20 protein-coding genes are annotated in these 22,056 nt (G+C 57.7%); 14 read left to right on the top strand and 6 right to left on the bottom strand.

Annotated features, from left to right (window positions below):
• The 4 genes from ACO6TG_RS06700 to ACO6TG_RS06685 are packed head-to-tail and all read right to left on the bottom strand — an operon-like array spanning nucleotide 1 to nucleotide 4,584.
• Nucleotides 1-954 (bottom strand): ABC transporter permease, encoded by a 954-nt coding sequence (locus ACO6TG_RS06700; RefSeq protein WP_422377460.1) that lies wholly within the window; start codon nucleotides 952-954, stop codon nucleotides 1-3.
• Nucleotides 955-1,014: 60 nt separating this feature from the next.
• A complete protein-coding gene (locus ACO6TG_RS06695; RefSeq protein WP_422377459.1) occupies nucleotides 1,015-2,085 on the bottom strand; it encodes a substrate-binding domain-containing protein in 1,071 nt (356 codons plus the stop codon).
• A 25-nt stretch (nucleotides 2,086-2,110) separates the two neighbouring features.
• Entirely contained in the window at nucleotides 2,111-3,370 is a 1,260-nt protein-coding gene (locus tag ACO6TG_RS06690; RefSeq protein ID WP_422377458.1) for a M20 family metallopeptidase, read from the bottom strand.
• The gene (locus tag ACO6TG_RS06685; RefSeq protein ID WP_422377457.1) at nucleotides 3,370-4,584 is read right to left on the bottom strand and encodes an ROK family transcriptional regulator; all 1,215 of its coding nucleotides are present in this window, start codon (nucleotides 4,582-4,584) and stop codon (nucleotides 3,370-3,372) included. Before ACO6TG_RS06685 ends, ACO6TG_RS06690 begins: the two co-directional genes overlap by 1 nt.
• A 436-nt stretch (nucleotides 4,585-5,020) precedes the next feature.
• Between ACO6TG_RS06685 and ACO6TG_RS06680 the strand changes: the two genes are divergently transcribed.
• From ACO6TG_RS06680 to ACO6TG_RS06665, 4 genes are all read left to right on the top strand, one after another.
• The gene (locus ACO6TG_RS06680; RefSeq protein ID WP_422377456.1) at nucleotides 5,021-5,560 is read left to right on the top strand and encodes a hypothetical protein; all 540 of its coding nucleotides are present in this window, start codon (nucleotides 5,021-5,023) and stop codon (nucleotides 5,558-5,560) included.
• On the top strand, nucleotides 5,475-7,055 hold the full coding sequence (locus tag ACO6TG_RS06675) for a hypothetical protein (RefSeq protein WP_422377455.1): 1,581 nt from the start codon (nucleotides 5,475-5,477) through the stop codon (nucleotides 7,053-7,055). Before ACO6TG_RS06680 ends, ACO6TG_RS06675 begins: the two co-directional genes overlap by 86 nt.
• A gap of 44 nt (nucleotides 7,056-7,099) precedes the next feature.
• Nucleotides 7,100-7,567, top strand: a complete 468-nt coding sequence (locus ACO6TG_RS06670) for a hypothetical protein (RefSeq protein WP_422377454.1) — start codon at nucleotides 7,100-7,102, stop codon at nucleotides 7,565-7,567.
• A 932-nt stretch (nucleotides 7,568-8,499) separates the two neighbouring features.
• Nucleotides 8,500-10,158, top strand: coding sequence for a hypothetical protein (locus ACO6TG_RS06665; RefSeq protein WP_422377453.1), 1,659 nt, complete (start codon nucleotides 8,500-8,502; stop codon nucleotides 10,156-10,158).
• On the opposite strand, the gene ACO6TG_RS06660 is transcribed toward ACO6TG_RS06665, so the two are convergent.
• Both ACO6TG_RS06660 and ftrA read right to left on the bottom strand, forming a co-directional pair.
• Complete coding sequence (locus tag ACO6TG_RS06660) at nucleotides 10,133-11,797, bottom strand: B12-binding domain-containing radical SAM protein (RefSeq protein WP_422377452.1); 1,665 nt, start codon at nucleotides 11,795-11,797, stop codon at nucleotides 10,133-10,135. The genes ACO6TG_RS06665 and ACO6TG_RS06660 overlap by 26 nt on opposite strands.
• Before the next feature lie 339 nt (nucleotides 11,798-12,136).
• Nucleotides 12,137-13,141, bottom strand: a complete 1,005-nt coding sequence (gene ftrA, locus ACO6TG_RS06655) for a transcriptional regulator FtrA (RefSeq protein WP_422377451.1) — start codon at nucleotides 13,139-13,141, stop codon at nucleotides 12,137-12,139.
• 78 nt (nucleotides 13,142-13,219) lie between these two features.
• Here ftrA and ACO6TG_RS06650 point away from each other — a divergent pair, with 78 nt between their 5' ends.
• The 10 genes from ACO6TG_RS06650 to ACO6TG_RS06605 all read left to right on the top strand — a co-directional run bounded on the left by ACO6TG_RS06650 (nucleotide 13,220) and on the right by ACO6TG_RS06605 (nucleotide 22,030).
• Entirely contained in the window at nucleotides 13,220-13,618 is a 399-nt protein-coding gene (locus tag ACO6TG_RS06650) for a rhodanese-like domain-containing protein (RefSeq protein WP_422377450.1), read from the top strand.
• 410 nt (nucleotides 13,619-14,028) lie between these two features.
• Nucleotides 14,029-14,256: a hypothetical protein gene (locus tag ACO6TG_RS06645; protein WP_157738880.1), complete on the top strand. Its 228-nt coding sequence runs from the start codon at nucleotides 14,029-14,031 to the stop codon at nucleotides 14,254-14,256.
• A complete protein-coding gene (locus ACO6TG_RS06640) occupies nucleotides 14,256-15,959 on the top strand; it encodes a portal protein (protein ID WP_422377449.1) in 1,704 nt (567 codons plus the stop codon). The genes ACO6TG_RS06645 and ACO6TG_RS06640 overlap by 1 nt, the downstream gene beginning before the upstream one ends.
• The gene (locus ACO6TG_RS06635; protein WP_422377448.1) at nucleotides 15,949-16,260 is read left to right on the top strand and encodes a hypothetical protein; all 312 of its coding nucleotides are present in this window, start codon (nucleotides 15,949-15,951) and stop codon (nucleotides 16,258-16,260) included. Before ACO6TG_RS06640 ends, ACO6TG_RS06635 begins: the two co-directional genes overlap by 11 nt.
• 134 nt (nucleotides 16,261-16,394) lie before the next feature.
• Nucleotides 16,395-17,138 carry a hypothetical protein gene (locus ACO6TG_RS06630; protein WP_422377447.1) on the top strand — a complete coding sequence of 248 codons (744 nt, stop codon included), beginning with the start codon at nucleotides 16,395-16,397 and terminating at the stop codon, nucleotides 17,136-17,138.
• A gap of 463 nt (nucleotides 17,139-17,601) precedes the next feature.
• Complete coding sequence (locus ACO6TG_RS06625) at nucleotides 17,602-18,579, top strand: glycoside hydrolase family 73 protein (protein WP_422377446.1); 978 nt, start codon at nucleotides 17,602-17,604, stop codon at nucleotides 18,577-18,579.
• A gap of 244 nt (nucleotides 18,580-18,823) precedes the next feature.
• Nucleotides 18,824-19,345 carry a hypothetical protein gene (locus ACO6TG_RS06620; RefSeq protein WP_422377445.1) on the top strand — a complete coding sequence of 174 codons (522 nt, stop codon included), beginning with the start codon at nucleotides 18,824-18,826 and terminating at the stop codon, nucleotides 19,343-19,345.
• A 30-nt stretch (nucleotides 19,346-19,375) separates the two neighbouring features.
• Entirely contained in the window at nucleotides 19,376-20,392 is a 1,017-nt protein-coding gene (locus tag ACO6TG_RS06615) for a hypothetical protein (RefSeq protein ID WP_422377444.1), read from the top strand.
• Between the two features lie 165 nt (nucleotides 20,393-20,557).
• Nucleotides 20,558-21,595, top strand: a complete 1,038-nt coding sequence (locus tag ACO6TG_RS06610) for a hypothetical protein (RefSeq protein ID WP_422377443.1) — start codon at nucleotides 20,558-20,560, stop codon at nucleotides 21,593-21,595.
• 75 nt (nucleotides 21,596-21,670) lie between these two features.
• Nucleotides 21,671-22,030, top strand: coding sequence for a hypothetical protein (locus ACO6TG_RS06605; protein ID WP_422377442.1), 360 nt, complete (start codon nucleotides 21,671-21,673; stop codon nucleotides 22,028-22,030).
• Nucleotides 22,031-22,056: the final 26 nt, after the last annotated feature.

Here is a 22,056-nt window from a genome sequence, read left to right as displayed (position 1 = left end):
TTAACGGCTGGTGTCGCGCAGGGAGACGGCGACGGCAATGAGAATGATGAGACCGCGAACGATCATCTGGTCCGAGACATCTAGACCCATCAGGATGAGGCCATTGTTGAGCATGCCCATCAGCAGCGAGCCCAAAAGAGCGCCGATAATCGAGCCCTTGCCGCCATTGAGCGCCGTGCCGCCGACAATGACCGCGGCAATCACGGTCATCAGATCGCTTTCACCCAGCGTGTATTTTGCGGCCTGAAGGCGGCCGGCATAGAGCAATCCGGCGAGGCCGGCCATAGTGCCGCAGAGCATCAGCACACTGAGACGAATGCGTGGCACCTTGATGCCGGAGACCTGTGCGGCACGGGCATTGTCGCCGGTTGCCAGCACATGCGCGCCGAAACGCGTGTTGCGGTAAACGATGTGGCCGACGATGACCGCAGCGATGGTCCAGAGGACCAGCGAGGGAATAGAAAACAGAGCGCCAGAGCCGAATATGCCAGTGAACGTATCGTTGAGCACAGGGATGGAGCGAAGATCTGTCATGGACCGTGCGATGCCCGCGAAAAGTCCCATGGTTGCGAGCGTGACCAGGAAGGACGGCAGGCGCAGATAGGCGACCAGGACACCGTTGACGGCGCCGATGAGCGCACCGGCACCGAGACCGGCCATGACGCCGACGACCATCGGGTAGGATTGCATGGCAACGGCGGCGGAAAGCGCGGACACGGCGACCACCGAGCCGAAACTGAGGTCGATCTCTCCGGCTGACAGCGCAAAGACAAGACCGATGGCCATGATGGTGGCCGGAGCCGTCTGAAGAACAATGTTGGTCAGGTTCCGGCTGGTCAGGAAGCCGTCATCGTGAAGCGTGATCGCGAAGAACAGGAAGATCGCCAGAAAGCCGAGATAAATTACGGAGCGCTGCAGATCGAGGCGCTGCAGGCGCGCTGCGATGGTGGTCATGTCAGTCTCTTTGCTGCAAGGAAGTTCCGGCGGGCAGAGAGCTGCCCGCCGTATTGCCGGTCACTGCGCGGAGGAAACGCTTGCCGGCGCGTCGATGTTGAGCGACTTTTTCCATCCCTCGACCACCGTGTCTGCGGTTACCGTGATGGCAGGCGCTGTCACGAAAGGCGGCACATCCTTTCCGGCAAGACGCAGCGCTGCGGCGGCTGCCATGGCGCGGCCGAGTTCATAGGCTTCATCGGCGACGATGGCAGCGACATTGCCGCCCCGGACCATGTCGAGTGCGACCGGCTCAGACAGATCGAGCGTGACGATTTTCGTGGTCTTGTTGCCGTTCGCGCGCAGCGCCGCGAGCACACCTTCCGCAGGACCTGCCCAGGTGACATAGATGCCGCCGAGGTCCGGGTTCTTCAACAGCATCGCGTTGGCGATCTCTTCGGCGCGGGCCGGGTCGCTGATGCCCTGTTCGGCAACGATGGAGATTTCCGGATAGTCCTTTTCGATCGTCGCCTTGAAGGCGTTGTCCCGCTGGTTGGTCACGTAATAGTCGGCATCGTGGTAGATCCAGCCGACGGTGCCTTTGCCGCCCATGGCGCTTGCCAGGGCGTCAGCGGCCTGCTTGCCCATCTGGAAAAGATCGTCGGTGACGATGGCGGCATAGTCGCGCGGATGCTCGTATCCGGCCGGCAGGTTGGAGAGAAACACCAGGGAGACCCCACCGTCGCGGGCTTCCTTGAAGGCAGCCGCGGAGGTGACGGGGTCGAGCGGCAACGAGAGAATGATGTTCGGTTCCTTGGCAAGCGAGGTTTCGATGTCGCTGCGCTGCTTGGCGGCGTCAAAACCGGCACTGGTGGTGGCCACCAGCTCAATACCAAGTCGCTCGAATTCGTTCTTCGCGCCGGCGCTGACGGCGTTGACGAAATCGGACTGGTCGTGCCAGAGCAGGGCGGCCTTGTAGCCCGCGCCGCGGATCGCCTCCAGGCTGTCATCGCCGACGACGACTTCGGCGGACGGCGTCGCGCTTTCCCCGCCCGGGCCGACGGTCTGGGCCATGGCGGCGGGTGACAGAGCGCTGACGCTCATCAGTGTGAACAGGGCGGAAGCCGCCAGGTGTCTTGCTGCAGATTTCATGTCGGTACCCTCTGGTTGTTGGTTGTTACCGTGCTTCTTCCAGGCCGCAATATTCGGCCACGAACAGCGCAAAAGCCCTGACGGCTGCCAGGTAGCTTTCCACCTCGATGCGCTCTTCGAATGTGTGCGCCAGGGCGATGTCGCCCGGTGCGCAGTAAACTGCCGGACAACCGATCTCGTTGACGAGAAACGGCATTTCCGACCAATAGGGCGCGCCGCCGAGGGCACCGCCCGATCCCAAAACATCGCCGACACAACGAGCCAGCAGCCGGGCATCCGGGTGGTCTCGGTCGATCTCAACAGGCGAGCCGCCAAACCTGTGGTCCCGGCCTGCGGGATAGTCGATCTGAAGGGTGATGCCGTCGGCAACGGGAGCTGCGTGGATGACTGCTTCCAGTGCCGCAACGGCCTCGTTCAGATCTTCGCCGGGGCGTAACTTGCGGATCAGGGAAAAGCGGCATTCGCCTGGGACTGCGATATAGCCGCCGCCGCGTATATCCGTGACGAGAACGGAGGACGTACCAACCAGGTCATGTTTCGGCCCGGCGGTCAGGTCAGCCTCATGCGCCCAGATCTGTTCGAGGATGGCGTGGGTGGCTTTCAGGGCGTCGGTGCCAAGCTCCGGTGTGCCAAAATAGGCGGATTTTCCGGTGATGGTGACATCTGCAATGAAAAAGCCGATCTGCGCGGTATAGACGTCGAGCTTTGTCGGTTCGACATAGACTGCGAAATCGGGTTTGGCGATTTCGCCGGCTTGGATGCGTTTGACAAGGTCGTGGGCTCCGGCGCTGACGCCCGTTCCGGGTTCTCCGCTTTCCTCGTCGCCGATAAAGGCAAAGGAGAGGCCGCCTGCAGGTTGGTAGCCTGCGGATTGCAACAGGCGCAAGCCGGCCAGCGCCGCACAGATACCGCCCTTTAGATCACAAGCGCCCCGACCCCAGATGTGGCCGTCCATCAGTGCGCCCGAAAACGGGTTCTCCTGCGGTTTACCTGACCAGTTGTCTTGCCAGCCACGGACATGGACCGTGTCGGTGTGGCCGACAAACAGGAGCCGTTTTGCCTCCGCACCGGCCACCTTTGTTTCCCCCCAGACATTCAGGCGTCCAGGCAGAAAGTCACCCGATCCGGTCTGAAGTCCGAGCCCGTCCATCCGGCTTTTCAGGAAAGAGGCAAAACCGGATTCATTACCGGTGATGCTTTCATGGCCGATGGCCTCCTGGAGCAATTTCAGGTCCGCGTCCCGGTCCTGACGGTCGCTCAGTGCTTGAAGGAACTCAGACGTCATCAGGCTGCTCCCTTCCTGAACGTCTCGATGGAAGGCGGCGGCACGGCGATCTCCACCCCTTTCAATCCCTCTGTGAATAGGGACAGGTGCAGGCGGGAAAGGGCGACAGAGGCGCCACCGGCAAGTGCGGCATGATTGCCGAGCGTTGACTTTTCAATCAGGACCGGTCGCGGAAAACAGGCTTTCAGCTGATTTTCTACCCTTGAGAACAATTCTTCGCGCGCACCGATTGAGCCACCGATGACGATGCAGGACGGGTCGAGCACGGCTGCCAAAGCTGCCATCACGCGCGCCGCCTGGCGGGCCGTCTGGTCAAGGGTCTCGGACGCGTCCGTGTCACCGTCATTGGCGGCTTCGAAGATGGCGGGCACGCCGAGGGTCCTGCCGGTTTTTCGCGCGTAGAGTTCCGTGATGGCGTGTGTGGCGGCGACCCGTTCCAGGGCGCCGGTTTCCAGGCTCTCCGGCTCGAAGGGATCGGCACCGAAGGGCAGATAGCCGATCTCGCCAGCAGCCCCGTTCAGTCCGCGATGGAGCTGACCGCCAATGACGATGCCTGCGCCGATGCCGGTTCCGATGGAGACGTAGATCAGGTCGTCCTTGTCGCTGCGCTTGGTCAGCCAGTGTTCGCCAAGCGCCGCCAGATTGACGTCGTTTTCGACGAAGACCTCGATGCCGAGGGCGTCGCGCCAAAGGGCCGGTGCATCGAGATCACCGATACCTGGGATATTTGGCGCCATGCGGATGTTGCCGGTTTCCCGGTCCGGGGCACCCGGGACACCGATCACCGCGACGCGCGGGAGTTTTGCGGTGGTTCCGGCCTGGGTGGCCGTGCGCCGGATCAGGTCGGCGACCTGATCGATCACGGCCTTTCCGCCGGCCTTGTCGGTCGGCTCCACCAATTCGGAGACAACGGCGCCGGTCAAGTTGCAGATGGCGACACGGATCTTGGTGCCGCCGAGATCAACACTTGCAACGGAGGCGGCCTCCGGCACGATCTCGTAGACGACGGCCCGGCGGCCGACATGGCCTTCGGTTTGCCCAACGGTCCTGACCCAGCCTTCTTCTTCCAGATTGCCGACAATCTCTGACACGGTCTGCTTGGACAGGCCGGTGATCTTGGACACGCTTGCGCGGGAGATCGGGCTGTAGCTGGCAATCGCCTGAACCACTGCACTCAGGGACATGCGCCGGGAGATGTTGGAAGGGTTGGCCAAGATGGGCACCTCATTAGTTCGTTCAGTTACCGAACTAATTATAAATTGAAATCTGAGTCAAGTGCGGTTTGCGAAGTCTGGCAGGTCCGGACGGGTGATGAAGCTGGTGAATGCATGGCTCCGGCAAAGAAGTGGTGGTCCTCCGAAGGTTCTGAAGGTGGGGACGGAAAAAGTCTCTTCCGAAGCGCATAATGCCGGCTTCTGCCAAAGTCCTGATTGCTCAAAACAAACTGAAAAGATCAATCTAAACAGGTGGTTCAGTTGGTTCTGGCGATTGGACAGGCTCGTCAAAACGGAGCTATAAGAGGTCTTATCAAGTCATCCTGGAAAACTGCATCCATCGAACACTTCACGTGCTCGTATGCCGGATTTCGATGGGCGCGACCGTGCCGCACGAGGGTGACTTTCTTTCAACTGAAGATGAGCGAGGTGACGCATGGCTCAAATGGGCAGCGGCGCTTGCGCGCTGCCATGGCCGACGCCGGAAGACAGGCGGCGGGCCTGCAGCGCATTCTGCGACCATATTGCCGCTGGCTTTTCGATCGACAGTTTTCCAGGCGCGGACCGCAAGACCCTTCGGTACTACGCAGAGCAGTTTCCGGAGGACTTTCCAGCTGAACAACTTGAAGCGGCCGCACGGCGCGGGCTTCTGGAATGGGAACGCATTGGCAAGGCTGGCAGCCAGGGGGAGTTGCCAAAGTTCAACGCCAGCGCCTGGGCGCTGAACATGAAGAACCGGGCCGGGTGGCGGGACCGTTCGGAGCTTGAGAGCTGGAACATCCTGGCAGGGCCGGAGGACGCCGGACAGCTCGAGGCGTTGAAACCACGAAGTTCGAATGAAATCGCGCTGGGCGTGATGGCACTTCTGACCGCAAAGGACCTTTCGGAAGATGACAACGGCCCTGGAAACACTGATCAGAACCATCGACAAGATGGAGCCACCCAATCGCGTCGCGTTGCAAAAGAAACTGGATGAAGCCGGGGTGCTCAACCAGTTCGACGTCTGGCGGCCGCAACATGGCCCCCAGGCGGACGGTTATTTCTCAAAGGCTGATCTGACACTCTATGGTGGTGCCGCCGGCGGCGGCAAGACGGACCTGATCGCCGGCCTGGCGCTGTTCGCCCATCACAAGGCCGTCATCTTCCGGCAATCACTAAAATCGCTGAAAGGTCTGATCGAACGCATGAACACGCTGATGCGGCAGGCGGATATGGGAAAAATCACCGGCAACCCGCCTCGCTGGGTCGGCCCGGACGAACGTCTGATCGAGTTTGGTCATCTGGGGCTGCCCGGTGCTGAAGAAGACTGGCAAGGACGCGACCATGACCTGAAGGCCTTCGATGAGGGTGCGCAGATGGACCCGCGCAAGATCATCTTTGTGCTCGGCTGGCTGCGCAGCAGCCGAAAAGGACAACGTTGCCGCGGTCTGATCGCCACCAATCCGCCAATTGGCGGACAAGGAGATTACCTGAGTGACTGGTTCGGGCCCTGGCTCGACCCGCTTCACCCGCTCCATGGCAAGGTCGAGCCCGGAGACCTGCTCTGGGCCGTTTTCATCGACGATGGCGACGCAATTCGCACCGTCTGGGTGGACGGGCCGGAACCGGTCGAGATCGAGGGCGAATTGCGCACGCCAAAAAGCCGGACTTTTATTCCCGCGCGGCGGCAGGACAACCGGTTTCTGGGCGCAGACTACGATGCGCAGCTTGACCAGATGCCGGAACCGATGCGGACTGCGCTGAAGACCGGCGACTTTCTGGCTGCCCGGCAGGACCATGATTGGCAGGTGATCCCGTCCGACTGGGTTGACCTGGCCTTTCAGCGCTATGACGAGGGGATCGACAAGGACCGGCCGATGGATGTGCTGGCGGTGGATGTCGCACAGGGTGGCAAGGACAAGACTGTCCTGCAGCCTCTGCATGGCCGGCGGTTTGAGCAAAACATTGTCCGCAAGGGGGCTGATACCAAGGACGGGGCAGATGTCGGTGCACTAATCATCCGGGAGCGGAGGGACAATGCGCTGATCGTGGTCGACTGTACTGGCGGCTGGGGTGGGGACACGGTCGGATTTCTGACCCGTGAAAACGGTCTTCCTGTCGAAAAATGCGTCTTCTCCGCCCAGTCCGGCGAGACCGCAAAAGACAGCCGTATCCCCTTCTATAATCTGCGGGCCCAGCTCTACTGGCGGTTTCGAGAGGCGCTTCACCCCAAAAGCGGGGCGGGGCTCGCAATCAGGCGCTCCGCCACGATCAAGGCGCAGCTGACGGCGCATCGCTGGAAGATGAAGGGCGGCCGAATCCTGATCGAAAGCAAGGAAGACATCAAGGAACGGCTCGGTGCGTCACCGGACGAAGCCGATGCGATAGTCGAGGCATGGGGATGGAAAGACAGGGCGGATCTGAAAAAAGTTCTGGTGAATACAGGCCGAAGCCAGATGAAGCCGCTGGACGATCCCCTCGGCGGCTTCTGATAAAGGACCTGTGTCTGCGGGATGTCAGCTACATTGCAGCGAACATGCGTCAGCAGGATTATGAGGAAATCTCGTGTCTCTGGGCGGTCTGGGACACGCGCGCCCTGGGTGTCTGCGCGATCGAAACGGCAGTGCCGGGCATGGTCTGGTCAGTCTGGTATGACGGCCAGCCGGCGGCAGCCTTCGGCTTCAGCCAGGCGTCGGCTTTCGATCCGCAGCACTGGCAGGCCTGGGCTTTTGGTACAGAGCGATTCAAGCGCTGTGTGCCGGTGATCACGCGGCATATCCTGTCGTTGCGCCCACAGATCGAACGTGATTGCCGGCGACTTCAGGTGATCACGATGCGTGGGCACGATATTGCCCATCGCTGGATCGAGGCGCTCGGGGCGGAACGGGAAGGCCGACTCAAGTCCTACGGCCGCGGCGGTGAGGACTTCCTGATCTATGCCTGGACCGGGAGCGACGGTGCGCGTGATGGGGAACGGGACAATTTTTGGGTGCAATGCGTTTGATACTGTGATTTATTGCAATGGAACAATTAGAGAACATATGATGGCTCTATCTGAGCAGCCAGAGGCGTTGGCCCTCTGCTAGCAGCGCTAGGACGGCGAGGCGCTGAAACTGAGCTGCAACAAGTATTTGAACGGTGCAAGCGATGGAATGGCTCGAGTATCTGCAGCTTGTTGCGTATTTTGGGTTCCTGGCGTTCTGGCCCTTGTCACTTCTTTTCAGAATATATCTCAATGTCCGCCTAGTGCTGGGGCCTGACACTTCCAAGATAGGCCGCCTCTCCGACAGCGTTGTTGTGTTGAGTACTGCATTTTTTCTCTATTTGTATCTCTGCATCTTTTTCGATCGTGACCTACTTCCTCTCTTCTTTAACGATTATCGGAATTACGTATTCGCGGTTTTTATTGCCGACATTGCACTCAGTGTTATCCAGTTGATCCGGTGCTTTCCACGACGGGCCGCAAGAGTGACATGGACAAGACGCATACTCTCTGTGCTGCTGCTTTACTGCGTGTTTCAAGCCGCCGCCCTTTCCGCCTTATCGCTGGCTTGATACCGGTTGCAATCACGCGCTTTTTGAAGTGCCCGGTCATCGGGCCGAGACCATCCTGCGCACTGGTGGCGACTTGCTTCCTGCGGGCTAGGGGGGCGAGGTCAAATCGACAAGACACCGACTCGCAAAGCCGCCAGATGTAGTCCTGCAGAATTTCTCAGCTAACAGCCTGGTCGGAGCAAGATGCTCCGGCCGTTCAACTGCTCTCAAGAGTGGGCAGGACGGCATTGCAAGATGTTCCGGCCAAGGTGTCGTGTGAATGATGCAGCGCATCGAACTTTCGCGCAGGCCTTCGGAGCCTGCTCCTGAAGCAACGGTGGCAATTACTGTACGGCAAACCGCTTGCCGAAAGCCTGTCTGATGCCAGTTTCGGAGACTGAAATGGAAACTATCGAGCTTCGTGTGACGGATGCCGCTTCGAAGGATTTCGGGCATCTCTACATCATCTATACGAATAACGAAGGAAAAGAATTTGTCATTCGGGGCGGACCGGGGCCGCTGTCTGTCGTCGGGAACATCGACGTGGAAATCGGCCCCTATTCGGAACGGTCCCGGGACTGGGTTCCGCCTGCCGAGCGCTCCCTGGAAGACACCGTCGTTCTGGAAAGCGGAGAGGATCTTGAAGAAAAATATCTCAAGATGGCCTTCTTCGCCCAGTTGGTTGAGCAGTCGGAAGTGGATTACGACACGCTTGCGGCGGTCGGCGACGTCAACTCAGACTGGATCGTCAACAGCAACGGGCTCGTGTCCGCCGCACTGGCTTCTGTCGACATCAATATTACAAAGGAGGGCCTGCCACCTTCGGAGCGGCGCCGTCCCGCGGCCGGATTTGAAAACAGGAGGGCCTTCGAGGCGCCGGTTTCAGAGTTTCTGTCTACGCATTTTGACGATGCAGCAGGCCAACATGCGGCTGGCTATGCCGCCGTTTATCAGCGCCTTGAAGACAGGTTTGTCCAGAAACACAAGGGGCAGATCCATGACCTTGACAACAGGACCAACCGGTCCCTCGAATTTCTGAACGAGGTATGGCAGGGAACTCCCGACGGTTCGGATCCGTCGAACGATGGCGAAGGTCTCTGGGACGAGTTGTTTGGAGACAGCATCTTTCCGGAACACATCGCCGAAGACTTTGGTGATGTCGATTGGCGCGCAACGGAGGACAACATTCGCCGGCTTCACCGGAGCGATCCTACACTGGCGTCCTCCATCCTTGGCGAACTTGCGACGGCGAGGTCACTGGGCATGCCCTGGAAAAAGGATTTCGCACGCAAATATGGCGGCTACTTCATCTACCTGGATGGACCAGCGACGCCAGGGGGCGAGGCAGGTGAGCCCGACAGACAGGTGCCACTTGGGAGCGAAGGAGCGCGGCTTTACCTCGACGCATCAGCTCAGGACGTGGCACTGGCCGATCTGGCCCTGGACAAGGAAACCGCCCAGCCAGGCGGTCACGCAATTCATTCGGTACCAGGAAGGCCTCCGGTCCCTGTTCCGGCCCGCGAAACATCCTTCGACCGGTATCGTCAACTTGGCATGACCGCCGAAGAGGAAGCCGAAGCACTGGAGGAACATGCCAAACTCTGGAAGCAGAGTTTTCTCGATATGGGCGGTGACGAAGAAGCGGCAGAAGCGTTGGCGCTCGCGCGGTTTTCCAACACATGGGGCCTGACGGAATTTGCATCCGAGGCAAAGGGTGTCGTGTTCAAACACCCGGTGGAAAAGGTCTACCCGGCAACGAGCGGGACAAACCGTGACTACATCCGCAAGGAAGTGGAGGGACTTCTGGCAACACTTGGCATCACGGCAAGGCGATGGTCATTGATGCCAAACGCGCACACGGGAAGCGACTGGAAAAAGGGTGGAACCGATGACGAAGGGTTTGGCCCACGCATGACCCTGACCTATACCGATGAGATCGGTGAACAGATCCTGGTGACAAACAGCTTCCAAGCGAATGTGCGCGGGGCCTTTGCACCGACATCTGACACGGATGAAATTCCGTCGAATGAGCCGGTTATGAATGCGGGCCAGGATATGTGACACCCATTTTCGTTTTTAAGGTGCCGGCAAGTGCTTTTGACCGAGCCTTTTTCTTGATGGCTTCCATCTTGCGATGATTGGCAACAGCTTCTTGTCCGCCTCTTGTTGCGGTGTAGAGTTTCAGCCTCTCGAAATCGCCCGCGCCAACCGGTGCAATGGCCGCATCCACGTAGTCAAAGCGCCCGGGGTCGCTCCAGAGTGCCTTGATGAAGCGCAGGTAACGCCAGCGTGTGAGCATCAGCAGCAAAATGTTGCGCACCGTTTCAAAGGCATGTTTGGGATAGAAGATCAGAGGGCTTTCGACCGGCAAACCCGGGCGGCGGTCACGACGGTATTTCAATCGCAAGAATCCGCCGTCGAGCGAAAAGACATTGTGGAGCCGTGATCCGGTTCCATAGACCAGCAGCCGGTTCATGGTCGCAATTTTCTTGTTGCTTCCAAGCGCAGCCGCACGGCGCAGGATGGTGCGGCAATGGTCCGGGGAATAGAAGGTTGCCCAGGCTTCGATGTAGAGCTTGTCGAGCTCGTCGCCGGGCAAGTTCGGATGCCGGATCACACTATGGGTCAAATCGTAGCGATTGAGATCCGGATGGATCCAGGTGCCTGCGGCCACGGCGTTCTTGTGGTCTTCGGAGCCTGGCAGCGGCGTGAGGATCGACAGTGAGAGTATGTCGACAGCAAGCTCGCGCTTGAGGACATCGATATCGTGAAGGACGGATTCTCGGGTGTCGTTGGGAAACCCGATGATGTAACCGGCAGTCAGGACCACGGGGTGTTGCTTCCAGGCGAGGAACATCTCACGGTAGTCGGTGATCTTGTTCTGTCTTTTCTTGGAGCCGGCCAGGTTGTCCGGATTGATGTTTTCCAGCCCGATAAACACCTGATCGACACCGGCTCTAACGCATTTGTCTATGAAATTCGGGATCTTGTGGCACAGGGTATCGACCTGAATGATCAGGGTGAATCTGAGCCCGTCTTCCTCGCGAAGCCGGATCAGCGTATCGAGAAAGGCTTCCCAGTTCCGGTTGCGTGCGAAATTGTCGTCCGTGACGAAGAACTTGGTGACACCGATCCTGGCGTGATCCCTGATGATCTTCTCAAGGTCCCCGGTGGAACGAAATCGACTGCCTCTGCCTTGAACATTGATGATGCAGCAAAAACTACATTCAAACGGACACCCGCGACCGAGATCGAAACTGCCGTACCCCAGTGTCGACTGTTCCACTTGTGCCTTTTCAACGACAGGCACCGGTTGACCAGGCAGTGAGGGCAGGTCCTTGGTGTGGTCGTAGACCTGTTTCAGGGCACCGGCATAGGCATCTTTCAGGACCGCGTCGAAGCGCCTGCCTTCGACCTCGCCGAGAAAGAAGGAAATGCCCATGTCCAATGCGTCGCGCATGTCCTTTGGCATTTTCTCAAGCATGGCCATGCAGCCGGTCACATGAAACCCGCCGACAGAGACGGGCAGGCCTGCCGCCAGAAATTGCTGGGCGAGGTCGATGGCGCGGGGGAATTGATTGCTCTGGACGCCGGCGAAGCAGATCAGGCCACGAGCCCCGTCGTGCCGGATCTCTTTGATGATCTGTTGCGGGCGTATGCGGGTGTTGCCTTCATCGATGGCGTGGATTGAAATTTCCACATCGGGGCCAAGGACTTGCCGTTTCTTGCAATCTAATGAAATTCCAACAAGGCAGGAAAGCGAATTGGCTGGGATTGTGGTCTTGTGCCAATGAATCGGATAGCCGTCATCGTCATATTTGGTTGGCCGAATAAGAAAAATGTGAAATTTGTCTGTCGCCATAACTGTCCCTCGCCAGTCTCGACATTTCACTCTTTTATTTGTGCTGTGGTGTGTGTGATTTATTCTAGCAATTAACTCTATGTCAGGGAAGCACTGGATTGTTTAAGGTCACATTCGTGGCCGGTGTTTATCGCAGCATTTTACGTGGATTGGCAGCAAGAGCCGGATTGCCGGCGCTCAGGCAACATCTGAGCGAAACGTGTGCCGGTAGTCTGTCGGGCTCAATCCAAGGCGTTTTCGAAAATGATGGCGCAGCGTGTGGGCGCTTCCAAAGCCGACCATTGCCGCCACCGTTTCCATGTCCTGGCGCCCTGTGATGAGGATTTCCTTGGCCGCTTCGATGCGCTCTCCGGTCAGCCAATCGCCCGGCGTCAGGCCGACAGCATCAATGAAACGCCGCTGAAAGGTGCGCGCGCTCATGTGACAGCTCGCCGCCATGCCTTCGATTGTCCAGTTCTTCGCAAGCCGGCGGCGCACATCTTCCAGGAGCGGGGCGATCGCACTCTCTGGCCTGCAGGAAACCGGACGTTCCAGGAACTGGGCTTGCCCCCCTTGTCGCTGAGCGGGCACTACGAGGCGCCTTGCAACACTGTTGGCCTTTTCCGGTCCATAGTCACGTCTGATGATTTCGAGCATCAGATCGATGCCCGCCGCACTGCCGGCTGATGTACAGACGCGGTTTTCAAGCCGGTAAAGCGATGCTTCGTCCACCGAAATGGAGGGAAAACGGGCGCGAAGCTGTTCTGCATAACGCCAGTGGGTGGTGGCTGTCTTGCCATCGAGCAGGCCCGTCGCGGCCAGAACAAACGCGCCGGAACAGATCGATACGAGCCGGGCGCCGCGCCGGTGAGCGCTAACCAGCCTGTCCCTGAGATTTTCAGGGACTTTCGCGTCAGCACGCTTCCAACCCGGAACGACAATGACGTCGGCATGGTCAAGGGCGTCAATGCCCTGATCTGCAGAAATGCTTAGTCCACCAGCTGCCCGTAAAGGGCCATCCTCGATCGCGCAGCTGGCGAAGCGGTACCAGTCCTCACCGAATTCCGGCCGTGGTAAGCCGAAGATTTCCGCCGTGAGGCCAAACTCGAAAGTGCACAAGCCGTCATAGACAAGAGCGACCACGAGCGGTCCGGTTGGGGCTGTCGTGGGAGGCAGTTGAGCGGAAGTTGTGATGTTTGGCATGATTTTTACGTATATCGTCTTTCGTGCCAATTGCCAAGATCAGTGCTCCAGGACAGAACCTTCTGGAAAGGAGACCTCATGACCAACAATGTTACCAAGATACCCGCAGCTTCGAGTGCCCTGGCCGCGGAACATTTTGCCGCGGAGTTTGCATTCGAGACAGATTGCTGGGACGTCCACGATGCCTTGAGAAGTGATCCCGGATTTGTGCTCCTGGATGTTCGCAGTCCCGCTCTTTTTGCCAAGGGACACATCCCGGGGGCCATCAACCTGCCGCATGGCAAGATCATACGGTCCAAGCTGGCCCATTGGCCGGAAGACACCCTGTTTGTGACCTATTGTGCTGGGCCTCATTGCAATGGTGCGGCGCGCGGCGCATTGCGGCTCGCAGAACTTGAACGTCCCGTGAAGATCATGGCCGGGGGGATTACCGGTTGGATCGACGAAGGATTCGAGTTGGAAAACGAAGCGCAGTGAGACAGTAACGACCGTGAAAATGTGCTTCGACGATTATGCGCGCCCGCCGGACAGACTGCTTGAAAAAAATCTGGCGTACAACGCGCAAGGCTGAAATGGCGGAGCCTGTTGATTGAGCTAGTTTTTCCGAAAAGTCACGTCTAAACAGATGTTTGAGACCCGTTCACAAGCTGGACGGGTCGTCAAAACAGCTCTAAAACAGGGCTTACAAAGTTACCTTGGAAAAGTGTGGCTGAACGATCGGGACATTGGACCCGCCTTCAGCCTTCCATGTCGATCCATTCTGCAAAATCGTTGACCGTTCTCGTCTCACGTGGTGACGCATCACCATTGTTTGACCCGTCGAGACTTTTTGCGGGAGCGCTTTGGAGACCAATCCCTAAATCCAACTCATCTGAAAGGAGCACCTCATGTGTCTCTTTGGAGGCGGCGGCGCGAAGCAGCCGAAACCTGAACCGACACCGCCGCCGCCGCGGCAGCCCGATCCACAGCGCCAGGCCAGGAACCTTCAGGAAAACGGCCGGCGTCGGCGGGCTGCGGCCTATAGTTCGCGTGCAACCAACCTGACGAGCCCGCTCGGCGTTCCCGATTTCGGCAGCGCCTCGCGTCCGGGTGTCACTCTTCTCGGGCGTGCCTGATGGGGATCATCGAAGACCTGAAATCCGAGTTGCAGTCTGCACGTGCGGAACGCCAGTGGGTGGAAGATGACTGGCAGGACTATGTCACCTACACCGCTCCCGATATGGAGCGTGGGTTCAATCGGGCGGGAGGAGTGACTTCGTCGGACGGGATGAGTGTCTTCCGGCATTCTGCTGCTCGAAACCGCTCGCGGAAACTGTTCGATCCAACAGCGGTCTGGCTGCTTGACCGTCTGGCATCCGGCGTTGGTTCGCTGACGATGCCCGAGGGGTTTTCCTGGCACGGCATCGGCTTTGGTGATCCGTTCGCGCCACCGCCCACCCAGGACGATGAGGAGTTTTTCGAACTGGTCCGGGATCATCTGTTCCGGGTGCGCTATTCCGGCCGGTCCGGCTTCGCACTCGCCAACCGCTCCCGCATTCTGTCGACGGTCAAACTTGGGACGGGAGTGCTTTATCCGGTCGAGAACGAGAACAGTCTTGCCGACATCCGGACACCGATCCATTACCGCTATGTCCCGCTTTATGAAATATATCTGATCGTTGATGCGCAGGGAAATGACTGCGGTTTCTTCCGTGTGCGGACCTTGGCGGCCTGGCAGGCTGTGAAGGAATATGGCGGCAAGGTCTCCGAGCGCGTGAAAGAGGACGCCGAGGATCCGAAACGCAAAACGCGAGAACACGTCTTCGTTCATGCCTGTTTTCTGCGAGAGGGTGGCCACTCCGATGCAGCAGACATCAGAAAGTCGCGCTACGAAAGCATCCATTTCGAGGAGCAGAGCGGTCATATCTGTCGGAAGGCTGGTTTTTTCGAATACCCGCTGGTGATCAGCCGTTGGGACCGGGATGGACTGTCGCCCTACGGATCGCCACCTCAGGCCAAACTGATGAGCGATATCAAGAGCCTGCAAAGCCTGGCGCGCGACAGTCTGATTGCCAGTTCACAGGCGGTTCGCCCGCCAATTGCCACCCATCGGGAAGAACGTCAGCTCGACCTGAATCCCGGACGGACCAATCCGGGGCTGATCGACGAACAGGGCCGGCCGCTGTTTCGCCCAATGATCGAGACGGTCAATCCGGGTGCCGCGGACAGCCAGATCGAGAACATCCGCGAAAAACTGCGGGTCGGTCTTTATGGGGATCTCTGGCAGACGCTGCTGGAAGGCAACGGCCGCACGGCTACGGAAGTCAATATTCGCCGCAAGGAGATGGCCGACATGATCGGCCCCTTCTCGACCAATATTCTGGCCGGCAACGAAAACCTGTTCGAGCGGGAGATTGGCATATTGGGTCGTCGCGGCGCTTTCTCCGAAGGCTCTCCGCTCGAGCCTCCCGACACGGTGCTGGCGGGCGATGTCACGCTGACGTCGACTGCCCCGATCGATCAGATGCGCGAGGCTGGTCATTTCGAAGCGATCATGGGGTTCCAGGAGTATCTTGCGGTGGCCGCCGCTGCGGACCCGTCGATACTTGATCTGCATGATCGCGACGAGGAATACGATCTGACGCGCCGCGCGCTGGGGTTGCCAGCAAAGCTGAAACGCAGGCCCGATGAGGTAGATGCCTTACGAGAGGAACGCGAGGAGACAGCAACGCAACAACAACAGCTTGCGGCAGGGGAGAGCATGGCGCGTATAGCCAAGGACGGTGCACCGATCCTGCAAACCCTACAACAGGGAGAAGGCAAAACCGATGTGGCGTAGCCTTAAACGTGTGGCTGTCCGGCGCAAGGACAGACCTGCTGCTATCGAACGGGCCTACAGGTCCGTTTTTTTATGTGCCGAGGGCGAGCTCGTCCTGGCAGATCTTGCTGCCGAGTGTGGGATTTATCAGGCGCCCCCCGCGGACCTAAGTGTCCGTGCCAGCGGTTATCTGGACGGGCGGAAAGCGCTTTATGCCCGTATCCTTGCCATGATCCGGATCTCACCGGAAGAACATGCCGCGCTCCAACAGGCTGCGCGGCTGGAGACGATGCCAGACTATGAAACCGATGAGGACTTTTGAGGATGAATGACTTGGCAGGCAACCAGCGTGACGACGCAGCCTATTCCAGCTCTGGTACAGAGACCCCTCCAGGAGTTTTTGTCGAAAACCACCACCCAGCGGCCGGCGAAAACAGCTTAGGGAACCCGGCGGACATGTCTGAGCGTCTTCATGGCCACGACGGGCAACAAGAGCGTTTCGTTACTTTGCCGGGTGAGGCGGCAAGCCCAGACGAAATCGAAACATTTTTCGGGGAACTAGCTTCGCGCTGGACACCGAAAGACGGCTATCAATTTAAGCTGCCGGAGACGCTTCCGGAGACTTTCCCCTATGACCAAGCCTTCGCCGAAGAGGTCGGCGGCTGGTTCAAAGAGGCTGGCCTTCCGCCCTCTGCCGCACAAAAACTGCATGATCGCTGGCTCAACAAGATGTCGGATCACCATGCCGAACAACAAGATGCGGCAAGCGCGGAGACTGCTGCCCAGGCCGAGGCCATTCATCGGGCCCATGAGTCGCTTGTCCGGGAATATGGCGAGGCAGGAAGTGACGGATACCAGAACCTGGTTGCCAGGGCGGACAGGGCTTTGACCGGGCTCAAGTCTGCGGGGGTTGATCTGTCCGACTGGTTTGTCGGAAAGGGCGCTCTGACGCAAGCGGATGAAAACGGCCAGCAGCAGGTATCCGATCCAACTGCGGTCAAACTGCTGGCATTCATTCACGACCGGGCTTTTGCGGAAGACAGCCTTGACGGGTTCACCGAGACCGGAGGAGACGGCAACCCATTCGATGCCGCAAATCCTGACCTCAAGAGGCAGTCGGATCTGCTGGAGCGCAATCCCGCGCAAGCCCGGCGGCTGATCGTGTCAGCCGGACGAGACCCCGGTCTGTTCAGGCTGTAAAATCAGTGTCCAGCTGCTGACAAGGCGAGGTCTCGCTCTGCACCACTGATCTCTGACGGGAGCGAAGGCAGGGAAGTCGCGTCGACTAATCGAACGAGAGATAACAAGTCGCCACCGCAGGAGGGCGGGCGCATTTTACCGATCCGCTTCCTACTCGCACTTCGGCACAACCATGGGGTCTTCATTTTCCCCTGAGAGGGGCGGGGAAAACGAAAGATCGCCAGTCTCCAGCCGTTCAGCGCGGACCGTGTAGACGCTTGGGTTCGTGTCTCCAGGCCACTTTTCCAAACACTCGTACTTGGTTCCATCAACCTGCTGACAGAAGGCCCGGTGATACGCCCGGTTAATCAGCAAGACATCTTCGAACATTGTAAATGTATACGGAAGCTCGGGTTCCGGACAGTATTTCTCCTGTGCAGCCGCAGGATTTGCTAGCATAAAAGCCAAAAGGAAAACTTTTTTCATGGGGTCCAAAGTTAATGACTTTTCTCGCCGCATCTATATTGCGGCAAGGAATATCGGGTTGGCGGATCCGCAAGCGCGTTTAGCCGCAGCACAATCCTCAGTAGAAACCGGCTACGGAAGATCTGTCAAGGGGCACAACTATTTCGGTATCAAAGCGGGACGCTCCTGGACAGGAAAGGTTCAAGAATTTCAGACCTGGGAGGAGGAAAATGGAAATCGTGTCAACATCCGTGACAGGTTCCGCAAGTACAACAGTTTGGAAGAAAGTCTGAAAGACTGGGTAAAGACGGTCTCTGCACGCTGGCCTGAGGCGATGTCTGCAAAAAGTTTTGAAGCGGCGGTGGAGGGACTGCGCTACGGCAAGCGCGGCGGATATGCAACCGACAGCCAGTACGGACAAAAACTGGCCTTTGTGGAACGCCGGATCGGGGACGCCTATTCACCACCGTCTGAGGTGCTGGAGCAATTTGTCAGACGCACCGAGGCCGATGCAGACCTTCAAAACCTGCTTGCGGGTGACAAAAGAATATCAACTTCGCCAAGCATATTTGATACGCATAGTGTTGGTTCGTTGAACACCGACGCGACACCCGTACCAAGGGAAAAACCGGGGTCTTCGGGGTCAAGTCCAGACGGCCCGGTGCCGCAACCAAAACCCCGGCGGGGCGCTTCCAGATATCCGCTATCGCACTTACCCCTTTTACCGGGAGCGAACGCGGTATTGCCGGCGATCTTCTCCGCAAGTGAAAGCGCCGTTCAGTCGGGCCAGTCGGGGCGAGGAAATCGTCAGGAGCAGTCGCAGACCAAAGAACGACTTGAGGCGGCCAAGCTTTCAAACCAAACACGCGACCACAATCCCTTCGACCTGAAACAACCCGACCTCAGACTGCAAGCCGCCCTCATTGAAAGCGCACCTGCTCTGGCAGAACAATTGATCTTTGCGGCGGGACGGAACCCTAGATTGTTCGGACTGTAGGAGGGGTCAGTCTGAAACCCTCAATGCCTGGTAATTTTCGAAAATCAGGCTGTGGTGACACGTTAACGCCTAGCTTCGCTGGATTCCCACAGCCTTGCAAGGGGCGCCCGGAGACCCGGGTTCCTTCTACGTCGCAATTGCAATTCTTGATTTAAAAAAACTTGAGAACAAAATAGAAACATGTCTAGATTGCCATGCTTTTCAGATTGCTGTTAGTCACAGGGGGCACAAGGGGAATAGCGTGATGACGTCGGACACAGCCACCAACAGTTCTGTGAGAATAACTCGGATTTCTGTTTACCTATTCATCTTTCTGGGTGTCTTTTTATCGCAATCCATTTTTGATTACATGGTTCATTATGACTATTTCAGTGTTCTGATAATATTTCCCTATGCGGTTTTTTTTCTTTTTCTACTGATTTTGGTGGTCGTTTTACTGATCAAGAGAAAACTCATTCTGGCCGCCATTGTTCTGGCGGCATTTCTCTCTGCCTGGCTGATCGATTTTGAAATTGAAGTCATAGATTATTTGCGAGTTCGAAACCTTGTTGCGGCGGGAACGATCAATTCGGATGTGATGAGGTGGGGAGAGCCACCTTTCTATCAGTATAATTATGAAACATTACTTGTAAGAAGCAGTTCCGGAGAGCTCTCCGACATTAACTTACTTCTGAAGAAGGAAGGTTTTGACCATCTCTCCGAAAGGTGTTCTTTGGACGTAAGCAGAGTGCACCCGGATTTTGTTGTGGTCAGAGGCTGGTGTTGAAACAATGTGCTTTTTTAAGATGGAAGTCAGATGTCCAAAAACATATTTTACGTCAAGGATGGAAAAGGGAGGCAAGTTCCTGCAAAACACCTGACGGATTCTTCCGGGAATTTTATCATCAATCCACGAACAAACGCTCCATACATTGCGCCTGCAAGTTATTCTGTTGCGGATGCTATCTCAGTTGGACGGCGTTTGCGTCAGTACCGGCTGACCAGTTCAGACAAATACGAAAAGATTATTGAAATCTTCAGGGCCGGAGGACAACAGGACCTGCAGCGAAGCTATAACGGCAAGGTTGGAAACAGCGGCCACGAATTTGTCGAGGACTTCAGGGATATTGCTTCGTTTCACTTCGGGCTGTCCATGCGTGCGGCCGGTGTGGATGAAGAGATCTCTGTCATGGGTGGAGGCTTCTACAACGCCTGGAAGAAGTTTGCGAAGGGTGAAAACCTCGACACGTCCGGCGACTGGTGGAACAATCCGCGTAACCCACCGAATATCCGAATGGGATCGCAGATCTATGAATCCGGGCGTGTGAAACTCGATCCGGACATGGAATTCGATCTGTTCCCCTTCAAGGAACTTGAGATTTCGACTGGCGATCCGATTGCTGAAGGGGTGTATTCGGCCTTGCACAACGGCAAATCGAGGCAGGAAATCGCCAATCATCTCAAGACCGGCGGCGACCTGAGCCAAAACGGCGCTTTCCGCAGGAAAGGGCATCCGTTTGCAGGGAATGCCGTTCCTCAAAGCTCCGGCCCAGGCGAAAATCAGACACATGCCCGGCAGCAGATCGACAAGTCGGCGCCGCGCAGAGCTCCGGAACGTCCGACGCAGGACCATCTGCTTCGGAAAATAAAGTCCGAGCCAGTTCACTTGAATGGTCCTATCGAACCCTGGAACGGGCAATCGATCGCAAAAAACCCCTTTCACCTGGACGGTCAAGACCTGCGCAGACAAGCGGAGCTTTTGGATACCGACCCGGTTCTGGCCAGGCGACTGATTGAAGCTGCCGGTCGAAATCCATCGTTGTTCCGGCTCTAGAGCGAGCGTTCTTTCACCAAACCCCATCAGCATGTTTCGAACCGGCCAACCGGATGTATCCGCAGGCCGTTGGGAGCAATTCGCCGGCACGCTTCGAAGGTGTTGCCGTCGCGGACTTATTTCAATTCGGCTTCGAACCCATTTTTAGTCAAGCAAGGAAACTCAATGACTTCTGCAATTTCAGATATTGTCGTACCACGCGTTTTCACGCCTTATATGGCGGAAAACAAACCAGCAAAACTCGTCCTTCTTGAAAAGTCAGGCATTCTCGCCGCGCCAGCGCCGGACATTGCCAAGCGGTTCAAGGCTGGTGGCAATCAGATCGAGGTGCCCTATTGGGAAGACCTTGATGACGCCGAGCCAACAATCATGGACGACAGCGACAACAAGATCTCTGTATCGAAGATCAGCGCCAGTGACATGAAGGCTTATAAACACCGGTTGGCAAAAAAATACGGTGCCAAGACGGTCACCAGTTATGCGGCCACCGGCCGGGGCGACAGCGCGATGAACCGCGTTGCAGAACGTGTGGGCGCCTATTGGGGACGCCGCAAGGAAGAACGCATCATTGCCACGGCCGAAGGTGTTCTTGCGGACAACGTCGCCAACGATGGCGGCGACATGGTCTACTCGATCTATTCCGATGTCGGTTCGCCGACTGCGGCCAACCGGATCAGCTACCAGGCAATCAACAGGGCGCGTCTGACCATGGGGGAGAACCTGGACGACCTGCGCGTGATCGCCATGCACAGCTTTGTCTATGGCACGTTGCTTGACGACGAGAAGATTGAATTCAAGAAACCTTCCGAGGCGCCGTTCGAGGTGCCGTATTACGCCGGCATGATGGTCGTGCATTCGGAAATGATGCCGGTCACGGCGGGCGCCAGCGCAGACGAGTATTCCTGCTTTCTGTTTGCTCCAGGGGCCTTCATGCATATCGATGAAGTGCCGAACCGGACGACAATCTACGGCAATGAGGGGACGGAAATCACCCGTGATCCGGATATTGGTGATGGCGGTGGTGCGGACTACCTGACCACACGCCGCTTTGAAATGATCCATCCGGCCGGCATGGACTTCACTGGAACCTCGCTGGCCAAATCCCAGGGCGCGACACTGGGCGAGTTGCGAAACGCAGCCAATTGGGACCGGAAATACAATCGCAAGAACGTCAAGTTCGCCTGTCTCAAGGTGAACATCTGACCCGCCAGCGGCGCGCGATAAACCAGCAGGCTTCAAGGCAGCTTCGGCTGCCTTTTTTGATTCAAGGAGATCTTCATGAGCGAAATTTGCGAACGCAGGGTGCGTCATCTGAAACGCCTGCAGGCCGATCACAATCGAGATTTCTGGGCACGCTTCGGTCATCAGAACGTGGAAACCGACAGCAAGGTGATCCACTTGTCCGATGCCATAGCTGCTGACTGGAACAGGAAGCAGAAAGCGGCTGCAAAATCATCAGCGGCAGCGTCCCCGACGACCGGGACACGAGAACTGCCCAGGGGATGGCGCTGCGAACACTGGAAGACGCAACAGGCGATGGCGTTCGACTATGCCGGTGTGCGCGCGTCCAACAAGGCCGAGGCCGTAGCGGCGCTGCAAGCCTATGAGGGGGAACCAGACCTTCCGCCCGCCGCCTGAAGTTTCCCCATATCTTGAGAGGATCG

It is taken from the genome of Roseibium sp. (assembly GCF_965233565.1).
In the GTDB taxonomy this organism is placed as follows: domain Bacteria; phylum Pseudomonadota; class Alphaproteobacteria; order Rhizobiales; family Stappiaceae; genus Roseibium.
This window is presented reverse-complemented; position numbering and strand designations above follow the sequence as displayed.